The sequence below is a fragment of the Mesorhizobium sp. USDA 4132 genome (genome assembly GCF_056279545.1).
On the sequence record NZ_JBWCCP010000002.1, the window covers coordinates 124,765 to 141,922 of the forward strand.

19 protein-coding genes are annotated in these 17,158 nt (G+C 62.2%); 13 read left to right on the top strand and 6 right to left on the bottom strand.

The genetic code is table 11. The annotated features are described in order from the left end of the window. Positions 1 to 104: 104 nt before the first annotated feature. Both ACZ9IU_RS23430 and ACZ9IU_RS23435 read right to left on the bottom strand, forming a co-directional pair. Positions 105 to 539, bottom strand: a complete 435-nt coding sequence (locus tag ACZ9IU_RS23430) for a type II toxin-antitoxin system VapC family toxin (RefSeq protein ID WP_040123898.1) — start codon at positions 537 to 539, stop codon at positions 105 to 107. Further along, a complete protein-coding gene (locus tag ACZ9IU_RS23435) occupies positions 539 to 778 on the bottom strand; it encodes a type II toxin-antitoxin system VapB family antitoxin (protein ID WP_040123897.1) in 240 nt (79 codons plus the stop codon). The genes ACZ9IU_RS23430 and ACZ9IU_RS23435 overlap by 1 nt, the downstream gene beginning before the upstream one ends. Positions 779 to 931: 153 nt before the next feature. On the opposite strand from ACZ9IU_RS23435, the gene ACZ9IU_RS23440 reads away from it, so the two are divergent. From ACZ9IU_RS23440 to ACZ9IU_RS23470, 7 genes are all read left to right on the top strand, one after another. Then, entirely contained in the window at positions 932 to 1,978 is a 1,047-nt protein-coding gene (locus ACZ9IU_RS23440; RefSeq protein ID WP_040123896.1) for a LacI family DNA-binding transcriptional regulator, read from the top strand. A gap of 100 nt (positions 1,979 to 2,078) precedes the next feature. Continuing rightward, complete coding sequence (locus tag ACZ9IU_RS23445) at positions 2,079 to 2,747, top strand: amino acid ABC transporter permease (RefSeq protein ID WP_040123895.1); 669 nt, start codon at positions 2,079 to 2,081, stop codon at positions 2,745 to 2,747. A 16-nt stretch (positions 2,748 to 2,763) separates the two neighbouring features. Next, positions 2,764 to 3,420, top strand: a complete 657-nt coding sequence (locus ACZ9IU_RS23450; RefSeq protein ID WP_080719391.1) for an amino acid ABC transporter permease — start codon at positions 2,764 to 2,766, stop codon at positions 3,418 to 3,420. Positions 3,421 to 3,471: 51 nt separating this feature from the next. Further along, the gene (locus ACZ9IU_RS23455) at positions 3,472 to 4,272 is read left to right on the top strand and encodes a transporter substrate-binding domain-containing protein (protein WP_040123894.1); all 801 of its coding nucleotides are present in this window, start codon (positions 3,472 to 3,474) and stop codon (positions 4,270 to 4,272) included. 111 nt (positions 4,273 to 4,383) lie between these two features. Then, positions 4,384 to 5,097, top strand: a complete 714-nt coding sequence (locus ACZ9IU_RS23460; protein ID WP_040123893.1) for an amino acid ABC transporter ATP-binding protein — start codon at positions 4,384 to 4,386, stop codon at positions 5,095 to 5,097. A gap of 68 nt (positions 5,098 to 5,165) precedes the next feature. Further along, positions 5,166 to 6,071 (top strand): 2-hydroxyacid dehydrogenase, encoded by a 906-nt coding sequence (locus ACZ9IU_RS23465; protein WP_051900673.1) that lies wholly within the window; start codon positions 5,166 to 5,168, stop codon positions 6,069 to 6,071. A 73-nt stretch (positions 6,072 to 6,144) separates the two neighbouring features. Continuing rightward, the gene (locus ACZ9IU_RS23470; RefSeq protein ID WP_040123891.1) at positions 6,145 to 6,468 is read left to right on the top strand and encodes a hypothetical protein; all 324 of its coding nucleotides are present in this window, start codon (positions 6,145 to 6,147) and stop codon (positions 6,466 to 6,468) included. 16 nt (positions 6,469 to 6,484) lie between these two features. Here ACZ9IU_RS23470 and ACZ9IU_RS23475 read toward each other — a convergent pair whose 3' ends face one another. The 4 genes from ACZ9IU_RS23475 to ACZ9IU_RS23490 form a co-directional block, all read right to left on the bottom strand. After that, a complete protein-coding gene (locus ACZ9IU_RS23475; protein ID WP_040123890.1) occupies positions 6,485 to 6,907 on the bottom strand; it encodes a VOC family protein in 423 nt (140 codons plus the stop codon). A 101-nt stretch (positions 6,908 to 7,008) separates the two neighbouring features. Beyond that, positions 7,009 to 7,788, bottom strand: a complete 780-nt coding sequence (locus ACZ9IU_RS23480; RefSeq protein ID WP_437179069.1) for an AraC family transcriptional regulator — start codon at positions 7,786 to 7,788, stop codon at positions 7,009 to 7,011. Between the two features lie 104 nt (positions 7,789 to 7,892). Then, complete coding sequence (gene kynA / locus ACZ9IU_RS23485) at positions 7,893 to 8,732, bottom strand: tryptophan 2,3-dioxygenase (RefSeq protein ID WP_040123888.1); 840 nt, start codon at positions 8,730 to 8,732, stop codon at positions 7,893 to 7,895. Between the two features lie 24 nt (positions 8,733 to 8,756). Further along, positions 8,757 to 9,410, bottom strand: coding sequence for a glutathione S-transferase (locus tag ACZ9IU_RS23490; RefSeq protein WP_040125649.1), 654 nt, complete (start codon positions 9,408 to 9,410; stop codon positions 8,757 to 8,759). 116 nt (positions 9,411 to 9,526) lie between these two features. On the opposite strand from ACZ9IU_RS23490, the gene ACZ9IU_RS23495 reads away from it, so the two are divergent. From ACZ9IU_RS23495 to ACZ9IU_RS23520, 6 genes are all read left to right on the top strand, one after another. Then, entirely contained in the window at positions 9,527 to 10,741 is a 1,215-nt protein-coding gene (locus tag ACZ9IU_RS23495; RefSeq protein ID WP_040125648.1) for a polyhydroxyalkanoate depolymerase, read from the top strand. Positions 10,742 to 10,822: 81 nt separating this feature from the next. Further along, complete coding sequence (locus ACZ9IU_RS23500; RefSeq protein ID WP_051900249.1) at positions 10,823 to 12,196, top strand: malonyl-CoA decarboxylase; 1,374 nt, start codon at positions 10,823 to 10,825, stop codon at positions 12,194 to 12,196. Next, complete coding sequence (locus ACZ9IU_RS23505) at positions 12,196 to 13,728, top strand: malonate--CoA ligase (RefSeq protein ID WP_040123887.1); 1,533 nt, start codon at positions 12,196 to 12,198, stop codon at positions 13,726 to 13,728. The genes ACZ9IU_RS23500 and ACZ9IU_RS23505 overlap by 1 nt, the downstream gene beginning before the upstream one ends. Positions 13,729 to 13,815: 87 nt before the next feature. Further along, positions 13,816 to 15,483, top strand: coding sequence for a UGSC family (seleno)protein (locus ACZ9IU_RS23510; RefSeq protein WP_051900247.1), 1,668 nt, complete (start codon positions 13,816 to 13,818; stop codon positions 15,481 to 15,483). Positions 15,484 to 15,485: 2 nt separating this feature from the next. Then, entirely contained in the window at positions 15,486 to 16,463 is a 978-nt protein-coding gene (locus ACZ9IU_RS23515; protein ID WP_051900245.1) for an NAD(P)/FAD-dependent oxidoreductase, read from the top strand. Positions 16,464 to 16,467: 4 nt separating this feature from the next. Beyond that, a complete protein-coding gene (locus ACZ9IU_RS23520; protein WP_051900240.1) occupies positions 16,468 to 17,157 on the top strand; it encodes a GntR family transcriptional regulator in 690 nt (229 codons plus the stop codon). Position 17,158 lies beyond the last annotated feature (1 nt).

A 17,158-nucleotide genomic window follows, 5' to 3' on the forward strand; every position in this document is an offset into this window, starting at 1 on the left:
AGGGGCATCGACGCGATATAGAGGATCCGCAGCGACAACCGTCCCCTTCGCCAATCCAAACGGGGCCGGGCCGCTCCCGCCGATGAGCGCTCAACCGCCTGGCTTCACCAGCCTATATCGGTCAAGGCGAAGTCGTTGCCCTTATAGGCAACCTTGGTCCTGTACGCCTTTGCGCAGGCATAGGAGAAGCAATCTCCCATATTGAGCTTTGCGGGGTGGTTGACGATCTTGCCGAAGTCCTGGGCGGCATCCAGGGCCTTTGTCCCCACGTCTCCGCTGATCATGATGTCCCGAGCCTCCAGATCGGCAATGAACTGGTCCACCAGACGGCGAGACTCCGCCAGCATTTCGGGGGTGGCGGGCTTGTCGCGGCCACTTACCCCAGCCTTGCGGCGTGTCAGCGAAAGCGAGGCCTCCATCCTCACCACGGATGACACATAGAACGGGCCAGGATCCTGGCCGATACGGTCCAGCAACTCATCACGGTCCTGCTCTTCCGCAAGGATAGCCACGATCACGGATGCGTCGATGAACAGCATCAGTCTTCGTCCCACATTTCTTCGGTCTCGCGCTTGTGGTCGCCGGGTGCGAATGGTCCCGCAGCGCGGGCCATCGCCAGAGATTTTGCCAACCGGTCGCGAATGGGCAAGCTGGCTTTGCGGCTGGCGATCTCGTGCTTCAACGCCGTCTTCACGGCGTCTACTTTGGACGTCTTGATGAGGCCCACAAGCTCCTCCGTGAGCTTGTCGACTTCTGGGTCCTTGATGTAGAGAGGCATCTGAGCATATCCTTTGGAGGATATTATAATATCCTCGTTTTTATATCCCTGCAAGCTGGTTGCTTTTCGGCGTTATCCGCAAGGGCTAACCTATTGTTTTTATTGTTCATGTGGTTCGCTGGTATTCGGATTTCACCTCTGCTAAATGACATCATGCCATTCGAAGACAAAAAGAAAAGTCGGGTGACGCTTGTCGACGTAGCGCGGCGCGCCAATGTGTCCCGCGCCACGGCCTCGCTCGTCATCCGCAAGAGCCCGCTGGTCGGTGCCGATACGCGGGCGCGCGTCGAGGAAGCGATGCGCGAGCTCGGCTATGTCTACAACATGGGGGCTGCGCGGCTCAGGGCCGAGCGCAGCCACACCGTCGGCGTCATCGTGCCCAATCTGACGAACCCGTTCTTCGCCGAACTGCTGTCCGGCATCGAGGCGGTGATCGATTCGGCCGGCATGGTGGTGATCCTGGCCAATAGCGGGGATCTCGTCGAACGGCAGGACATGGTGATGCGGCGGATGCGCGAGCACGGCGTCGATGGCGTCATCGTCTGCCCGGCGGCCGGCACCGAACCTGCGTTCCTTCACCAGCTCGCCGACTGGGATCTGCCCCTGGTGCAGGTGCTCCGCCAAATCTCCGAGGAAGTCGATTATGCCGGTTCCGATTATGCGGCTGGCATGCGCCAGGCGGTGGATTATCTGGCATCGCTCGGCCACCGGACGATCGCTTTTGCCGTCCACGGGCCGATCCATTCCGCCTATCGCGAGCGCATCGAGGGGTTTTGCGATGCCATGCAATCGCGCGGGCTCGATCCGAACATGATCGTCGGTCTGCCGATCCAGATCGGCGAGATCGCCGATGCCGCGCATCTCCTCTTCGGCGAGGGCGAACAGCCGACGGCGGTGATCTGCTTCAACGACGTGATCGCGCTCGGCCTTTCCGCCGGTCTTTACGACCGTGGCCTGAAGGTCGGCGAGAATTTTTCGCTGATCGGTTTCGACGACGTGACCGACGCGGAGGCGATGCGGCCGAGGCTTACATCCGTTTCCACCGGACCAGTGACGATCGGCGGGAATGCGGCCCGGCTTCTCCTCGACCGGTTGGCCGATCCCATCCGCCCACCTCGCAGGGTTGTGAACGAAACGGTTTTGCATATCCGTCAATCCTGCGGGCCGGTCGCCATTTCGGCCTTGCAACAATCCCGCTAGCTTTCGGTTGACGTCCGGACGGAAAGCTTTTAGATCGATCTAAATGAACAGACGCCGCAGAGGAGTGGCGTTCTTTCGACATCATTGGGGAGGTCCCAAGTTGTACAATTTCAATTTCGAGCCCGTATTTGCGGGTTTCGACCAGCTTCTGCTCGGCGCCTGGCTGACGATCCAGCTTTCGGTGGCGGCGATGATCATCGGCCTGATTGTTTCGATCGCCTGTGCCGCGGGTAAGACTTCGGGCATTGCGCCGCTGCGCTGGGTCATCGACGCCTATATCGAGATCATCCGCAACACGCCGTTCCTGGTGCAGATCTTCTTCATCTTCTTCGGCCTGCCGTCGCTTGGAATTTTTCTGACGCCGAACAGCGCGGCGTTGGTGGCGCTGGTCGTCAATTTCGGCGCCTACGGCACGGAAATCATCCGCGCCGGCATCGAGTCGATCCAGAAGGGGCAGATCGAGGCCGGCACCGCGCTCGGCCTCTCGAAGCTGCAGATCTTCCGCTACATCATCATGAAACCGGCGCTGCGCACCGTCTATCCGTCGCTGACCAGCCAGTTCATCTATTTGATGCTGACCTCCAGCGTCGTCTCGGCAATCTCGGCCGACGACCTTGCCGCCGCCGGCAACAATCTGCAGTCGCAGACCTTCGCGAGCTTCGAGGTCTATATCGTCATCACGGTGATGTATCTCGTCATGTCGGTCGGTTTCTCGACGATCTTCTCGGCGATCGAGAAAGCCGCCTTCAAATATCCGTTGAGCCGATAGGAGCCTGACCATGCCATTGATCAGACCCTTCGGCATCAACGAATTCTGGATCATCGTGCTTGCGGCGCAGTGGACGATCGCGCTGTCGGCGATTGCCTTTGCCGGCGGCGGCATCGGTGGCCTGCTGATCGCGCTCATGCGCGTCTCGGATGCGAAATGGCTACGGCTGATCGCCACCGGCTTCATCCGCGTCTTCCAGGGAACGCCGCTCTTGATGCAGCTCTTCCTGGTGTTCTTCGGCATGAACATCCTCGGTTTTGCCATCAATCCGTGGCTTGCCGCAACCGTCGCACTCACCCTGCATGCGAGCGCCTTCCTCGGCGAAATCTGGCGCGGCTGTATCGAGGCGGTGCCGCCGGGCCAGCGGGAAGCCGCGACCGCGCTCGGCCTGCGCTATTATAACCGGATGCGCTACATCGTCCTGCCGCAGGCCTCGAAGATCGCGGTGGCGCCGACGGTCGGCTTCCTGGTGCAGCTGATCAAGGGCACATCGCTTGCGGCGATCATCGGTTTTACCGAGCTCACCCGCCAGGGCCAGATCATCAATAACGCCACGTTCAGCCCGTTCATGGTGTTCGGCACGGTAGCCGCGGTCTATTTCGTCCTCTGCTGGCCGCTGTCGGTGCTGGCACGGCGCATGGAACTCAGATTCTCCCGCGCAACGGCACGTTGACGGGACCCGAGCCGGAGGGAGGAAAGCCGGCACAACAGAAAGGGTAGGAACATGAACTTTTCCAGACGCATGGTTATGGCCGTCATCGGCGCAGGCCTGATGATGGGCGCAGGCGCCTCCACCGCATCGGCGCAGACCGTCGAAAGCATCAAATCCGCAGGCACCGTCAAGATCGGCATGCTGGTCGACTTCCCGCCGTTCGGGATCATGAACACCTCGAACGAGCCGGACGGTTATGACGCCGACGTGGCAAAGCTGCTTGCCAAGGAATTCGGCGTGAAGGTGCAGATCGTTCCGGTCACCGGCCCGAACCGCATTCCCTACCTGCAGAGCAACCAGGTCGACCTGCTCGTCGCCTCGCTCGGCATCACCGAGGAGCGCGCCAAGAGCGTCGATTTCTCGCAGCCCTATGCCGGCATCTCGATCGGCGTGTTCGGCGCCAAGGCGACCGAGGTCTCCAAGCCGGAAGACCTGTCCGGCAAGACGATCGGCGTCGCCCGCGCCTCGACGCAGGATACCGGCATCACCAAGATCGCCCCGAAGGATGCCAAGATCCAGCGTTTCGATGACGATGCCAGCGCCGTGCAGGCCCTGCTGTCCGGCCAGGTTCAGCTGATCGGCGTCTCGAACGTTGTCGCCGCCCAGATCGAAAAGGCAGCTCCCGGCCGGTTCACCCAGAAGCTGCAGCTTAGCCAGCAGGTTCAGGGCATCGCTGTCCGCAAGGGTTCGACCGAGCTGTTGACGGCTGTCAACGCCTTCATCGCCAAGGTCAAGGCCAATGGCGAACTCGGCAAGATCCATGAAAAGTGGCTCGGCGCTCCGCTGCCGGACTTCGTCGCCAACGCCAAGTAAGACCAGACCACGCCCAGAACTGAGATCGAAAGGGAGTTCCTCGCAATGACTGAGGTAAACGCAAACGCATCGGCCGCGGCCACGCGAGGAACTTCCGAACTCGCCGTCAGGATGGAAGGCGTCAACAAGTGGTATGGCGGCTTTCACGCGCTGAAGGACGTCGAACTGTCGGTCAGCCGAGGGGAGCGGATCGTCATCTGCGGCCCTTCCGGCTCCGGCAAGTCGACGCTGATTCGCTGCATCAACCAGCTGGAGACGATCCAGAAGGGCAAAATCGTCGTCGACGGCCATGACCTGACCGCCGGCGGCAAGAACGTCGATATCGTCCGCCAGGAGACCGGCATGGTCTTCCAGCAGTTCAACCTCTTCCCGCACATGACGGTCCTGGAGAACTGTACGCTGGCGCCGATGAAGGTGCGTGGCATTTCGAAGGTCGAGGCGGAAAAGACCGCTCGCAAATACCTGGAACGGGTGCGCATTCCCGAACAGGCGGAAAAATATCCCGCCCAGCTTTCCGGCGGCCAGCAGCAGCGCGTCGCGATCGCCCGCGCACTGTGCATGAACCCGAAGATCATGCTGTTCGACGAGCCGACCTCGGCGCTCGACCCGGAAATGGTCAAGGAAGTGCTCGACACCATGATCGACCTTGCGAAAGAGGGCATGACCATGCTCTGCGTCACCCATGAAATGGGTTTTGCCCGGCAGGTCGCCGACCGGGTGATCTTCATGGACCGCGGCGAGATCCTCGAAACCGCCGCGCCGGAAGAATTCTTCGGCAATCCCAAGAACGAGCGCCTGAAGATCTTCCTCGGACAGATTTCTTGACCGTTGCTGTCACTCATTGAATTTAAGGAGTTCCGGACGTGAAACCAGACATCCTGCTTGTGGAACCGATGATGCAGTTCATCGAGGACCAGCTCGACGCAGCCTATACCGTGCATCGGCTGTATGACCCCGCGCAGAAGGCAACGCTGGAAGCAGCGTTGCCGAACATCCGCGCCGTCGCGACCGGCGGCGGCACCGGCCTTTCCAACGAATGGATCGAGAAGCTGCCGTCGCTCGGCGTCATCGCCATCAACGGCGTCGGCACCGACAAGGTCGATCTCAAATTCACCCGCAGCCGCAATATCGACGTCACCACCACGCCCGGCGTTTTAACCGATGATGTCGCCGACATGGGCATCGCGCTGATGCTCGGCGTGCTGCGCCATATCGCCAAGGGCGACGCATTCGTGCGTGCCGGCAAATGGGGCAAGGAAGGCTTTCCGCTTGGGCATAGCCCCAAGGGCAAGCGTCTCGGTATTCTCGGCCTCGGCCAGATCGGCAAGGCCTTTGGCCGCCGCGCCGAAGCCTTCGGCATGGACGTGCGCTTCTGGAACCGCTCGCCGGTCAAGGACACGACCTGGAAGGCCTGCGCCTCGCCGGTGGCATTGGCGCAAGACAGCGACGTGCTGTGCGTCATCGTCGCCGCGAATGCGCAGACGAAAGACATCGTCAATGCCGAGGTTCTGAAGGCGCTCGGACCGAAAGGCATCCTGATCAATATCGCCCGCGGCAGCGTCGTCGACGAAAACGCGCTGCTCGCCGCCCTCAACGACGGCACGATCGGCGCAGCCGGTCTCGATGTCTATCTCGACGAGCCGCGCATCCGCGAAGATTTCTTCACCGCGCCGAACACGGTGCTGATGCCGCACCAGGGCAGCGCCACGGTCGAGACCCGCGTCGCCATGGGGGAGTTGGTGCTTGCCAATATCGCCGCACATCTCGCCGGCGAAAGGCCGCCGACCACCGTCAATTGAGCAATTCCAGGAAAAGTGTGAAGCGGTTTTCCGTTCGGAATTGCGCAGCGCAAAAGTGAGCCGGAGAAACAAGATGATCATCCGTCAGGCCTTTTTCGAAGGCATGATCCATGCCGGCCAGGAAGAGGCGTTCAAGACCTATGTGGCCGAGAAGCTGATGCCGATGTGGCTGGCTTTTCCGGGCATCAGGGAAGTGCGCGTGCTCTACAATATCGAGCGCGATAACGGTGCGCCGTCCTACCCGATGGTGCTGTCGACCATGTACGAAAGCCGCGAGGTACTGGCCGCGGCCTTGGAATCGCCGGTGCGTTACGAAAGCCGGGACATGACCAAGGGGCTACTGGACATGTTCGACGGTCGCATCCATCACCACGTCTTCGATCTGGCGCTGTCCTGAGTTCATCGACCGCCGGTCAACCGCCGGCGGTCTTGGTGCCTGAGCCGGGCGCGCGATAAGCGGGCGTGTTCGGCTCGAACAATTCGATCAGGTTTCCGGACGGATCCTCCAGTAAAATCTGCTTGCCGCCCGTACCCTGGATGATCTCGTTGCGGAAGCCGCAGCCGGCCAGTTTCAGGCGTTCGACCATCCCATCCAGGTCGTCGACGGTCAGATGGATGCGGTTCCAGCCGCCGGGTGCCTGCTGCTCTCCGGACGGCATCGGCGCGCCGCCGCCACCCCGCGGGTTCGGCTGGGAGAGATAGAGATGCATGTCGCCACGTGAGATTTCCGCGAAAGGCGGGGCAGGGTGCATCTCGAGCTTGAAGCCCAGGTGTACGGTGTAGAAATCGATCGCTGCCTTTACATCGTGGACGATGTATCTGAAGCATGCGGCCATTGTCTGAGCCCTCCGGTGTCAGATGGATATCCGAAAGCAAAACCTAACATTCCCGCGACGGAGGACAAGCGTCATCCGCTTGTCCTCCGCGAAAGCTGCGATCAACGCACCGCAACCGCGTAGAGGCGTGGGGAAATCCCGAAACTGCGGGTGAAGATGCGTGTCATGTGACTCTGGTCGGCAAAGCCGCTGGCCAGCGCCGCCTCCGCAAGTCCCGCCCCGCCGGCGATCAGTTTTCGCGCCAGCTGGACACGTCGCTGGATCAGGTAGGCATGCGGGGTAAGCCCCATCACCCTGTCGAAAGCGCGCAGGAGCTGGAACTGGCTAAGGCCGGCAAGGCCTGCCAGATCGGCAAGGGTGACCGCTTTGGCCGGATCGTCATCAATCCGCTCGCGCGCTGCCCGGATCGCTTGCGGTACCGGTTTCGGCTCCGGTGCGTCCCGCATCACCTCGGCCAGCAGCGTCAGCAGCAATTCCTGGCGGCGGAGTTCGGCGCCGGCTTCCTCGACGGTCATCGCCGTGAACAGCTGCCGCATCGTCGCGGCCTGTGGCGGTTGCCGCAGCACCGGATCTGCAAATTCGAAATCGCCGGGCCTGCCCTGGCGGATGTCCGCGACGGCGACGGCCATCACACCCGGATCGAAATAGAGCATCTGCCAGAAACGCCCTTCGTCCCCGATCGGCGCGCCGTCATGCACTTCGCCGGGGTTGACGGTGATGACGTCGCCCGGTCCGGCCTCCACCGGACCGCGTCCGCTTGCAGATTTCTGGGCTCCGCTCTCGATCACGCCGATGCCGTACTGGTCATGGGTGTGACGGGCGAAATGGTGGTCGGAGCGGGCCACGACCGCCTGCACGCCAGCCGTGCCGCATCGAAACATCCGAAATCCGTTTCGTCCCTTCGCCCGCATCGGCTCCTCGCGTTTCAGCCAGCATAACCCGGCTCGAGAAGATCACCAACCGGCAGCTTTGGGCCTCACCCGGCTTATAGAACGGTGCGCACCCGCCAGAGTTCGGGAAACAGTTCGACCTCCAGCATCTTCTTCAGATACGACGTTCCCGACGTACCGCCGGTACCACGCTTGAAGCCGATGACCCGTTCCACCGTGGTGACGTGATTAAATCGCCAGCGGCGGAAATAATCCTCGAAATCGACCAGCTTTTCTGCGAGTTCGTAAAGCTCCCAATAGGTGCCGGGCGCGCCATAGACCTGTTTCCAGGCCTCCAGCACCAGCTCGTTCTCAGGTCGTTTTGTGCGCCAGTCGGTTCTTGCTGCGTCCTCGCCGATATCGAACCCGCGCCGGGAAAGCAGTATCAGCGCCTCGTCGTAAAGGCTCGGGCGGGCGAGGATGCCCTCCAGCTTCTCGATGATATCGGGCCGATGCGCATGCGGCCCGAGCATCGCCACGTTGCGGTTGCCTGCGAGGAACTCGATCGCCCGATACTGATAGGACTGGAAACCGGAAGACTGGCCGAGCGAGGCGCGGAATTCCGTATATTCGCTGGGCGTCATGGTGCGCAGCACGTCCCAGGCATTGTTGAGCTGTTCGAAAATCCGGGCGACGCGGGTGAGCATCTTGAAGGCCGGCTGCGGATCATCGTTGCGGATGGCTTCGATCGCCGAGGTGATCTCGTGGATCGCAAGCTTCATCCACAATTCGGACGTCTGGTGCTGGATGATGAACAGCAGTTCGTCATGCGCCGCCGAGATCGGCTCTTGCGCGTCGAGCACCTTTTCGAGATGCAGGTAATCGGAATAGGACATCTTCTCGCGAAAAGACATTTCCGCGCCGTCTTCGCCGGGATCGTAAGGTTTCGAGCTCATAATGTCCGATATGTCTTTCGCGGTCTAGAATTCCACTTCCAACTCGACGATTTCGTCCGGTTCCGCAAGCGCCCCTTCGGTCCATTCGAGCATCAGCGGCCAGGCGAGGACAGCGTCGGCGTAGGCCGCAAGCTTCGGTTCAAGCTCGACCGCATAGGTGCGGAAACGGCTGCAGACCGGCGCATACATGGCGTCCGCCACCGTCGGCTTTTCGCCGAAAAGCCACGGGCCACCGCTCGCTTCCAGGCACTCGGCCCAGATCGTCTTGACCCGTTCCACATCCGGCCGGGCGCCGGAAAAGATTTTGAAGCGTTCGTGCCGGGCCTTGAGGTTCATCGGCAGGGCCGAGCGAAGATTGTGAAAGCCGGAATGCATTTCCCCGGAGACCGCACGACAACGGGCGCGGTCGGCGATGTCGGCCGGCCAGAGACCGGCATCCGGCGTGATTTCGTTCAAATATTCGGCAATCGCCAGCGTATCCCAGACGTTGACGCCATCATGGGTCAGCCGCGGCACCAGCACGGAGGGCGACAGGAGCAGCAGTTCCTGGCGCGCATCGTCGTTCATCTCGACCAGCACTTCCTCGAAATCCAGCCCCGCCATGCGGCACAGCAGCCAACCGCGCAGCGACCAGGAGGAATAGTTTTTCGACGAAATCGTCAGTGCCGCCTGCGTCATCAGTTTCAATCCTTGCCGGACAATCATGCGTCCGGTGACAATCTTCTCGCATCGCGAGACATATTGCACTAGCATTTTTGCACTGCCGCATTTTTGCGGTGAGCGGGGACATGTTCATGCTCTATCAGGCCTATCAATTCCAGGACGACCTCCTCGCGCCGATGCGGGATATGGCCCGACGCCTGCAACTGATGTCCTCGACCCTGTTCTTCGGCGGCGGCACCGAAATGGGCCGGCATGCTGCCGCAGCACTCGAACTGATGTCCCGCTTCAAGATTTCTCACGAGCGGCCGGAATTCGAGATCACCTCGGTGACGATCGGCAATCGCGACGTGCCGATATCAGTCGAGACGACGCTCGACCTGCCCTTCGGCCGGCTCCTGCATTTTGTGGCCGATGTCGATACGCCGCGCCCGCGGGTGCTGGTGGTCGCGCCGCTCTCCGGCCATTTTGCGACGCTGCTGCGCGGCACCGTTCAGACGCTGCTGAAGGACCATGACGTCTACGTCACCGATTGGGCCAATGCGCGGGACGTCTCTACATCCGCCGGCCGCTTCGGCATGGACGACTATGTCGATTATGTTATCCGCTTCCTGGAAGAAATTGGTCCGCGCGGGCATATCCTCGCCGTCTGCCAGCCCTGCGTCCAGGCGCTCGTTGCCGTCGCGGTGATGTCGGAGGCGAAGAACCCTGCGACCCCGCGCACCATGACGCTGATGGCCGGACCGGTCGATACCCGCGAGAGCCCGACCAAGGTCAACGAACTCGCGGTCTCGAAGCCGCTGTCGTGGTTCAAGAGCGAACTGATAACCGGGGTACCCATGGGTTTTCCGGGCAGCGGCCGGCGCGTTTATCCCGGTTTCCTGCAGCTCGTCGCCTTCATGAGCATGAACATGGAGCGCCATGTCGAGGCACATCGCAAGCTCTACCGCCACCTAGCCAAGGGTGAGACCGCCGAGGCGGACAAGATCAAGCATTTCTACGACGAATATTTCGCCGTGCTCGACATGACCGAGGAATTCTACATCGAGACCATCGACCGGGTGTTCCAGAGGGCGGAGCTGGCGAGCGGCAACTACACCCACCATGGCCGCAAGGTAGACCCGAACCATATCCGCGCTACGGCACTGCTGACCGTCGAAGGCGGGCGCGATGATATCTGCGGGCTTGGCCAGACGTCAGCGGCCCATGACCTCTGTCATTCGCTGCGCCCGCACCTGCGCCGTCATCATCTGCAGGCCAATGTCGGGCACTATGGCGTTTTCAGCGGACGCCGCTGGGAGAAGGAAATCTATCCCGTCGTCCGCAACATGATCCTCGCGATGGAATAGCGCGACGGGCGCCAGCCTTGCACCTTCGCTTGCATACGATCACCCATCTGTTGTATGCAATGAAGGGGTAGGAGAAAAAAGATGAGCAGCAGGGATCCGGTTTTCGGCTGGTGGGATGCTCCTCCGTTTATCGGCGAGCTGATCCAGTCATTGTCCGGCCGCGGCCGGGCGTTGTTCGGCCTTTCATCGCCGCCGGTGCAGAACCGCGACCTCGCCGGCCTTGCCGAGATGATCCTGTCGCGCCGCGGCGAAGTCTCCGGCGCCATTCTTGCCGAAGCCTTCCTCGAAGCCTATCGCCAGGCAAGCGTCCCGGACCGCGACGCCTTCATGCGGGCACTGCTCGACCGTTTCGGCCCGGATCGCCCGGTCCTGGACGCCGCGGCGGCGGCCTATAACGCCGAGCCAAGCGCAGAGAATATCGCGAGGCTGCACGAGGCGGCGGAGCCGCGCCGGCAAGAGCTTTTCCGCCGCATCAATTTCGCCAAGCGCGGCACCGCAACGCTGGTCGAGATGCGCGAACACCTGATGGACATGTTGGCCAAAGAACCGGCGCTGCAGCCGGTCGACCTCGATTTCTGCCATCTCTTCTCCTCATGGTTCAACCGGGGTTTCCTGATGTTGCGATCGATCGACTGGACCACGCCCGCCAATATTCTGGAGGCGCTGATCCGCTACGAGGCCGTGCACGATATCGACGGCTGGGACGATCTGCGCCGACGGCTGGCGCCGGCCGACCGCCGCTGCTTCGGCTTCTTCCACCCGCAGTTGGAAGACGAGCCGCTGATCTTCGTCGAGGTGGCGCTGACCGACCATCTGCCGGCCTCGGTCGACGCGCTTCTGGCACGCGACCGCCAGCCGCTGGAAGTGCAGCAGGCGACGACGGCCGTATTCTATTCGATTTCCAACTGCCAGCGCGGCTTGGCTGGCATTTCGCTCGGCAACTTCCTCATCAAGCAGGTGGTGAACGACCTGAAGCGCGACCTGCCGCGGCTCGAAAATTTCGTGACGTTATCGCCCATTCCGGGCTTCGGCGCCTGGCTGCGCGGCGAGAGCCGCGTCACCGACAGCGCGGAGATCGTAGAGGAAAAACAGTGGCTTATGGCACGGCTCGAAGGAGATTGGGCATCGGCCGGCGAGCGCGAACTCGACCAGATCCAGCGCGCCATGCTGCCGCTCGGAGCGCATTACCTGCTGAACGTCCGGCGCGGCAACGGTCGGCCGGTCGATCCGGTCGCGCGATTCCACCTCGGCAACGGCGCACAGGCCGAGCGGCTCAACTTCCTCGGCGACCGTTCGCCGAAGGGCATGCGCCAGTCCTACGGCCTGATGGTCAACTATCGCTACCGGCTCGGCGAGATCGAGAAAAATCACGAGGCTTATGCCGAAAACGGCCATATCGCAGCGACGCCGGCGCTGCGCAAACTGGCCCAACCGGTTTCCCAGGAGGTGTTTTGATGGCTGGTAATCTCTATGACGCGCTGCTCGGCGGGCTCGACCGGGAGGACCGGCTGCTCCTGACCGACGAGACGGTTGGCACGATGAGCTACCGCACCTTCGCCGATCAATGCGCGCGGCTTGCCGGAGCGCTTCTTGAAGCCGGCCTGCAGCCGGGCGACCGGGTGGCCGTCCAGGCGGAAAAGTCGGTCGCAGCATTGGCGCTTTATCTGGCGACAGTCAGGGCAGGGGGCATCTACCTGCCGCTCAACATCGCCTATACGCCGGCGGAAATCGAATATTTCCTCACCGACGCCGAGCCCTCGATCTTCGTCTGCGATCCCTCGAAATTCGAGGCGCTGCAGCCGATCGCCAACGCGGCCGGCGCGAAGATCCTGACGCTCGACCCAACGGGCAAGGGGACGCTGACCTATGCCGCCGCCATCGCCACGCCGATAACCGAAACCTCAGAGCGGGGCGGAGCGGATATCGCCGCGATCCTCTATACGTCCGGCACGACGGGGCGTTCCAAGGGCGCCATGCTCAGCCATGACAATCTCCTGTCAAACGCGACGTCGCTGGTCGAAAGCTGGCGGTTCACGGACAAGGACGTGCTGATCCACGCGCTGCCGATCTTCCACACACACGGGCTTTTCGTCGCCACCAACGTCGTGCTCGCCTCGCGCGCCTCAATGATTTTCCAGCCGAAATTCGACCCGAACAAGATCATGGAGGCGATGCCGAAGGCGACCGTGCTGATGGGTGTGCCGACCTTCTATACCCGCCTGCTGCAACATCCGGGGCTCAACAAGGACAGCACCGCCCATATACGCCTGTTCGTCTCCGGCTCGGCGCCGCTTCTGGCCGAAACCCACGAGGAATGGCAGGCGCGCACCGGTCACGCCATCCTCGAGCGCTACGGCATGACCGAGACCAACATGAACACCTCGAACCCCTATGACGGCCGGCGGGTCGCCGGCACGGTCGGGTTCCCGTTGCCGGGGGTCCAGGTTCGGGTCACTGACGCCGAAACAGGCGCCTCCCTCGGCACCGAGGAGATCGGCATGATCGAGGTGCGCGGCCCGAACGTGTTTTCGGGTTACTGGCGCATGCCGGAAAAGACCGCCGCAGAATTCCGCAAGGACGGCTTCTTCATCACCGGCGACCTCGGAAAGATCGACAAGGACGGTTATGTCCATATCGTCGGGCGCGGCAAGGACCTCATCATCACCGGCGGCTACAATGTATACCCGAAAGAGGTGGAGATGGAAATCGACGCCATGCCGGGCGTTACCGAAAGTGCCGTGTTCGGTGTCAAGCATCCGGATTTCGGCGAGGGCATCATTGCCGCGATCGTCCTGAAATCAGGGGCCCAGCTGACCGAACAAGAGGTCATCAAGGCGCTGGATGGCCGTCTGGCGGGCTATAAACGCCCGAAAAAGGTGACGTTCATGGCCGAATTGCCGCGCAACACGATGGGCAAGGTGCAGAAGAATATACTCCGCAATCAGTTTTCCGGAACGTTCGAGCCGACAGCCGCCGCCGCAAAATAGCAAATCGCAATTTTGGGACTTGACGGTTCATGTATACGCGTGGACTATGATTGCATACGAGCACGGAACATTTCGGGAGGAAGTGGGATGTTGCAACAGGGAAAGCCGGACAGCGCTCAGCCGCTCGTCACCGTCCACAATCCGATGGGTTATCCGCCGAAGGTCAGCCGCAAGCAGCCGGCTGACCGCCCGACAAGCCTCGACGGCAAGGTCGTCTATCTTGTCGACAGCCGCTTTGACGATTCCCTCGAGCTCCTGAAGGAGGTCGAGGCCTGGTTTGCACGCAACATGCCCTCCGTGGACGTACGGATCCGCCAGATGGCGAATACCTATTCCAAGGATGACCCACAGCTCTGGGAAGAGATCAAGGCGAACGGCCATGCCGCGATCATCGGCGTCGGCCATTGCAGCACCTGTGCACCGGCCGTCACCACCCATGCGATCACGCTGGAAACCAAATATGGCGTACCGACCGCAGCCATCCACACCGAGAAATTCGACAAGGTCGTTCGCTCCGTCGCCAAGATGGGCGGGCTTTCGCAGCAGCCGCTGGTCTTCGTACCCCAGCCGGTGATGGGCAAGACGCCGGAAGAACTGCGCGCCTATGTGGAAGGCCCCGATCCGATCAGCGGCAAGCCGGTGATGAAGGAAATCATCGAAGCCTTGACTGTTGGCCTTTCGGCGAGCGCCGAGGATGCCCAGTTCGAGCGCAGCACGCCGCGCCTCGTTGAACCGGACACGGAAGATAATCTCCACGCCGCCTTCCTGCGTAACAACTGGACCGATAAGCTGCCGATCATCCTGCCGACCGACGCCCGCGTCGCCGACATGCTGGCCGCGACCTCCCGCAAGCCGGACGAGGTGGTCGGCCACATGCAGCCGACCACCAATCGCGGCCTGTGGGAATACACGGTCGAGAAGGTCGCCGTGAACGCCGTCATGGCCGGTGCCTCTCCCGAATATTTCCCGGTCATCCTGGCGCTGGCGGCGGCTCAGGTCTCCGCGCGCGGATCGACCTCTTCTTCGGCGGCGGCGATGGCCGTCGTCAACGGGCCTGTTCGCAACGAGATCGGCATGAACTGCGGCGTCGGCGCGCTCGGCCCCTACAGCCATGCCAATGCCACGATCGGCCGCGCCTTCGGGCTTTTGTCGCAGAACCTGCAGGGCGGCTCGGTCGTCGGCGAAACCTTCATGGGGTCGCTCGGCAACAACTACACGTACAATAACCTCACCTTTGCGGAAAACGAGGAGCGCAGCCCGTGGGAGCCACTGCATGTGCAGAAGGGTTTCGACGCCCGGACGAGCACCGTCAGCATTTTCCACGGCTGCCGCTCCACCACCTTCAGCCTCGGCCTGCGCAAGGAATATTGGCGCGAGCACGTACGCGACATGCTGCTCGGCACCGACGCGATCACCGCGCCGACCCTCGTTCTCGACCCGATCTGCGCCCGGCAGTTCATCGATCGCGGCGGGTTCGTGAACAAGCAGGATCTGCTCGACTTCATCTACGAGACGGCGCAGATGCCGGCCGGCCGTTACTGGGACCTGCAGCTCGTTCAGAACTACATCTATCCGCGCGCCACCTTCGGGGAGGAACCGATGGCCGGCAAGCTGAAGCCGGGCAAGGACGAACTCGTCCATATCTTCCGCCCGCAGGATATCAATGTCGTGGTCGTTGGCGGCGAGTCCAACGGCTACTGGCAGATCTACGGCGCGCATTACCGCACCACCGTTTCCGTCGACGATTGGCGCTGACGATGAGCCCGAACGATTACGACATTGTAGTCATCGGCGCCGGCGTGGCGGGGCTTAATGCCGCCATCGCCGCGGCCCGGCACGGCGCGCGCACGATGATCGTCGACATGCTCGGCGCCGGCGGCCAGGTGATCAATGTCGACCGCATCGACAATTTCCCGGGACCTGCCGAAGGCATGTCCGGTTTCGAACTCGGGCCTATGCTGCAGATGCAGGCGGACGAGGCAGGCGTCGAATTCGCGCTCGATACGATCGAGACCATCGCAAAGACAGATACCGGTTTCCGCATCGCGGGTAGCGATCTCGATCTGACGGCGGGCGCAGTGATCGTCGCCGCAGGCTCCGCCAAGCGGACGCTCGGCATTCCGGGCGAAGCGGAATTGGAAGGGCGCGGCGTTTCCCATTGCGCTTCCTGCGACGGCCCGCTGATGCGCGGCAAGGACGTCTGCATCATCGGCGGCGGGGATTCCGCACTGGATGAGGCGCTGGCGCTGGTCCCTCATGCTGCCCGCATCACGGTCATTCATCGCGGCTCGCGCCTCCGTGCCAGCGCCGCCTTGCAGGCAAAAGCCAACGAAGCCTCCAACATCGAAGTCAGACTGAACACGGTGGCCACCGCGATCCGCGGCGAAGGCGGCGTTAGCGCCATAACCGTCCGCGATCTTTCGACGGGCGCAGAGAGCGATCTCCCCTGCCATGGGGTCTTCGTTTATGTCGGACTTGAGCCCAATACGTCTTTCCTCAGCGACACGGTAACGCTCGCGGCCGATGGCCGGATCGTTGTCGATCTCGACATGCAGACATCTGTGCCGGGCATTTTCGCGGCCGGCGACATCCGAGCCCGGTCGGTCGCGTATCTGGCGGCCTCGGCAGGCGACGGCGTGACGGCAGCAATTTCCGCGGTGCGCCATCTGGCACAGCGTCAGGGTAATACCCAACAGGCAGGACCGCGTGATATCGCGGCCGCATCGGCAGGATAGGCCCATGAATGTGCTGCTCAAAGGCAAACAGGGCAAACCGAGCGTTCGCGACGCGATCGAGCAGGATATCGTCACCGGCTTCTATTCCCCCGGCGATCGGCTCGAAGAGGCAAGTCTCGCGGCCCGCCATCAGGTGTCCCGCACGCCGGTGCGCGAGGCGCTGATCCAGCTGAGCACTATGGGCCTCATCAGAATGGTGCCCAATCGCGGCGCCTTCGTCACCCAGCTGACGATCACCGAGCTTGTCGAGATGTTCGAGGTAATGGGCGAATTGGAAGCCATGTGCGCCCGGCTTGCCGCCCGCCGCATCCGCCCGGAACAGCTGAAATTGCTCGAAGAGGCGCAGGCTGCCTGCGCCACCGCCCAACAGGCCGGCAATTCGGACGATTATTATTACGCCAACGCGGAATTTCACCGGGTGATCTACGAGGCGAGCGGCAACGGCTTTCTGGCGGAAAACGCCCATGCGCTGCAGCGACGGCTGAAACCTTATCGGCGCCTGCAGCTGCGGGTGCCCGGGCGCGTCAACAGTTCGTTGTCCGAGCACGACGAGGTGCTTGCAGCGATCCGGGACCGCGACGACGCCCGCGCCCGCGATGCAATGCGCAACCATGTCGTCATCCAAGGCGAATATTTCAGCGACTTCCTGGCGCTGATGCGCCCGGTGGAGCGCCAGCTGATCCCCGGCGAATGAT

Bases quoted from the DNA above. Each gene is read 5' to 3' on its own strand.
- ACZ9IU_RS23490 (WP_040125649.1), bottom strand. From the start codon at position 9,410: ATGACGCAGGCGGCACTGACGATTTCGTCGAAAAACTATTCCTCCTGG.
- ACZ9IU_RS23455 (WP_040123894.1), top strand. From the start codon at position 3,472: ATGAACTTTTCCAGACGCATGGTTATGGCCGTCATCGGCGCAGGCCTG.
- kynA (WP_040123888.1), bottom strand. From the start codon at position 8,732: ATGAGCTCGAAACCTTACGATCCCGGCGAAGACGGCGCGGAAATGTCT.
- ACZ9IU_RS23440 (WP_040123896.1), top strand. From the start codon at position 932: ATGCCATTCGAAGACAAAAAGAAAAGTCGGGTGACGCTTGTCGACGTA.
- ACZ9IU_RS23500 (WP_051900249.1), top strand. From the start codon at position 10,823: ATGAGCAGCAGGGATCCGGTTTTCGGCTGGTGGGATGCTCCTCCGTTT.
- ACZ9IU_RS23505 (WP_040123887.1), top strand. From the start codon at position 12,196: ATGGCTGGTAATCTCTATGACGCGCTGCTCGGCGGGCTCGACCGGGAG.
- ACZ9IU_RS23515 (WP_051900245.1), top strand. From the start codon at position 15,486: ATGAGCCCGAACGATTACGACATTGTAGTCATCGGCGCCGGCGTGGCG.
- ACZ9IU_RS23480 (WP_437179069.1), bottom strand. From the start codon at position 7,788: ATGTTTCGATGCGGCACGGCTGGCGTGCAGGCGGTCGTGGCCCGCTCC.
- ACZ9IU_RS23430 (WP_040123898.1), bottom strand. From the start codon at position 539: ATGCTGTTCATCGACGCATCCGTGATCGTGGCTATCCTTGCGGAAGAG.
- ACZ9IU_RS23460 (WP_040123893.1), top strand. From the start codon at position 4,384: ATGGAAGGCGTCAACAAGTGGTATGGCGGCTTTCACGCGCTGAAGGAC.
- ACZ9IU_RS23475 (WP_040123890.1), bottom strand. From the start codon at position 6,907: ATGGCCGCATGCTTCAGATACATCGTCCACGATGTAAAGGCAGCGATC.
- ACZ9IU_RS23510 (WP_051900247.1), top strand. From the start codon at position 13,816: ATGTTGCAACAGGGAAAGCCGGACAGCGCTCAGCCGCTCGTCACCGTC.
- ACZ9IU_RS23465 (WP_051900673.1), top strand. From the start codon at position 5,166: ATGATGCAGTTCATCGAGGACCAGCTCGACGCAGCCTATACCGTGCAT.
- ACZ9IU_RS23520 (WP_051900240.1), top strand. From the start codon at position 16,468: ATGAATGTGCTGCTCAAAGGCAAACAGGGCAAACCGAGCGTTCGCGAC.
- ACZ9IU_RS23435 (WP_040123897.1), bottom strand. From the start codon at position 778: ATGCCTCTCTACATCAAGGACCCAGAAGTCGACAAGCTCACGGAGGAG.
- ACZ9IU_RS23470 (WP_040123891.1), top strand. From the start codon at position 6,145: ATGATCATCCGTCAGGCCTTTTTCGAAGGCATGATCCATGCCGGCCAG.
- ACZ9IU_RS23495 (WP_040125648.1), top strand. From the start codon at position 9,527: ATGCTCTATCAGGCCTATCAATTCCAGGACGACCTCCTCGCGCCGATG.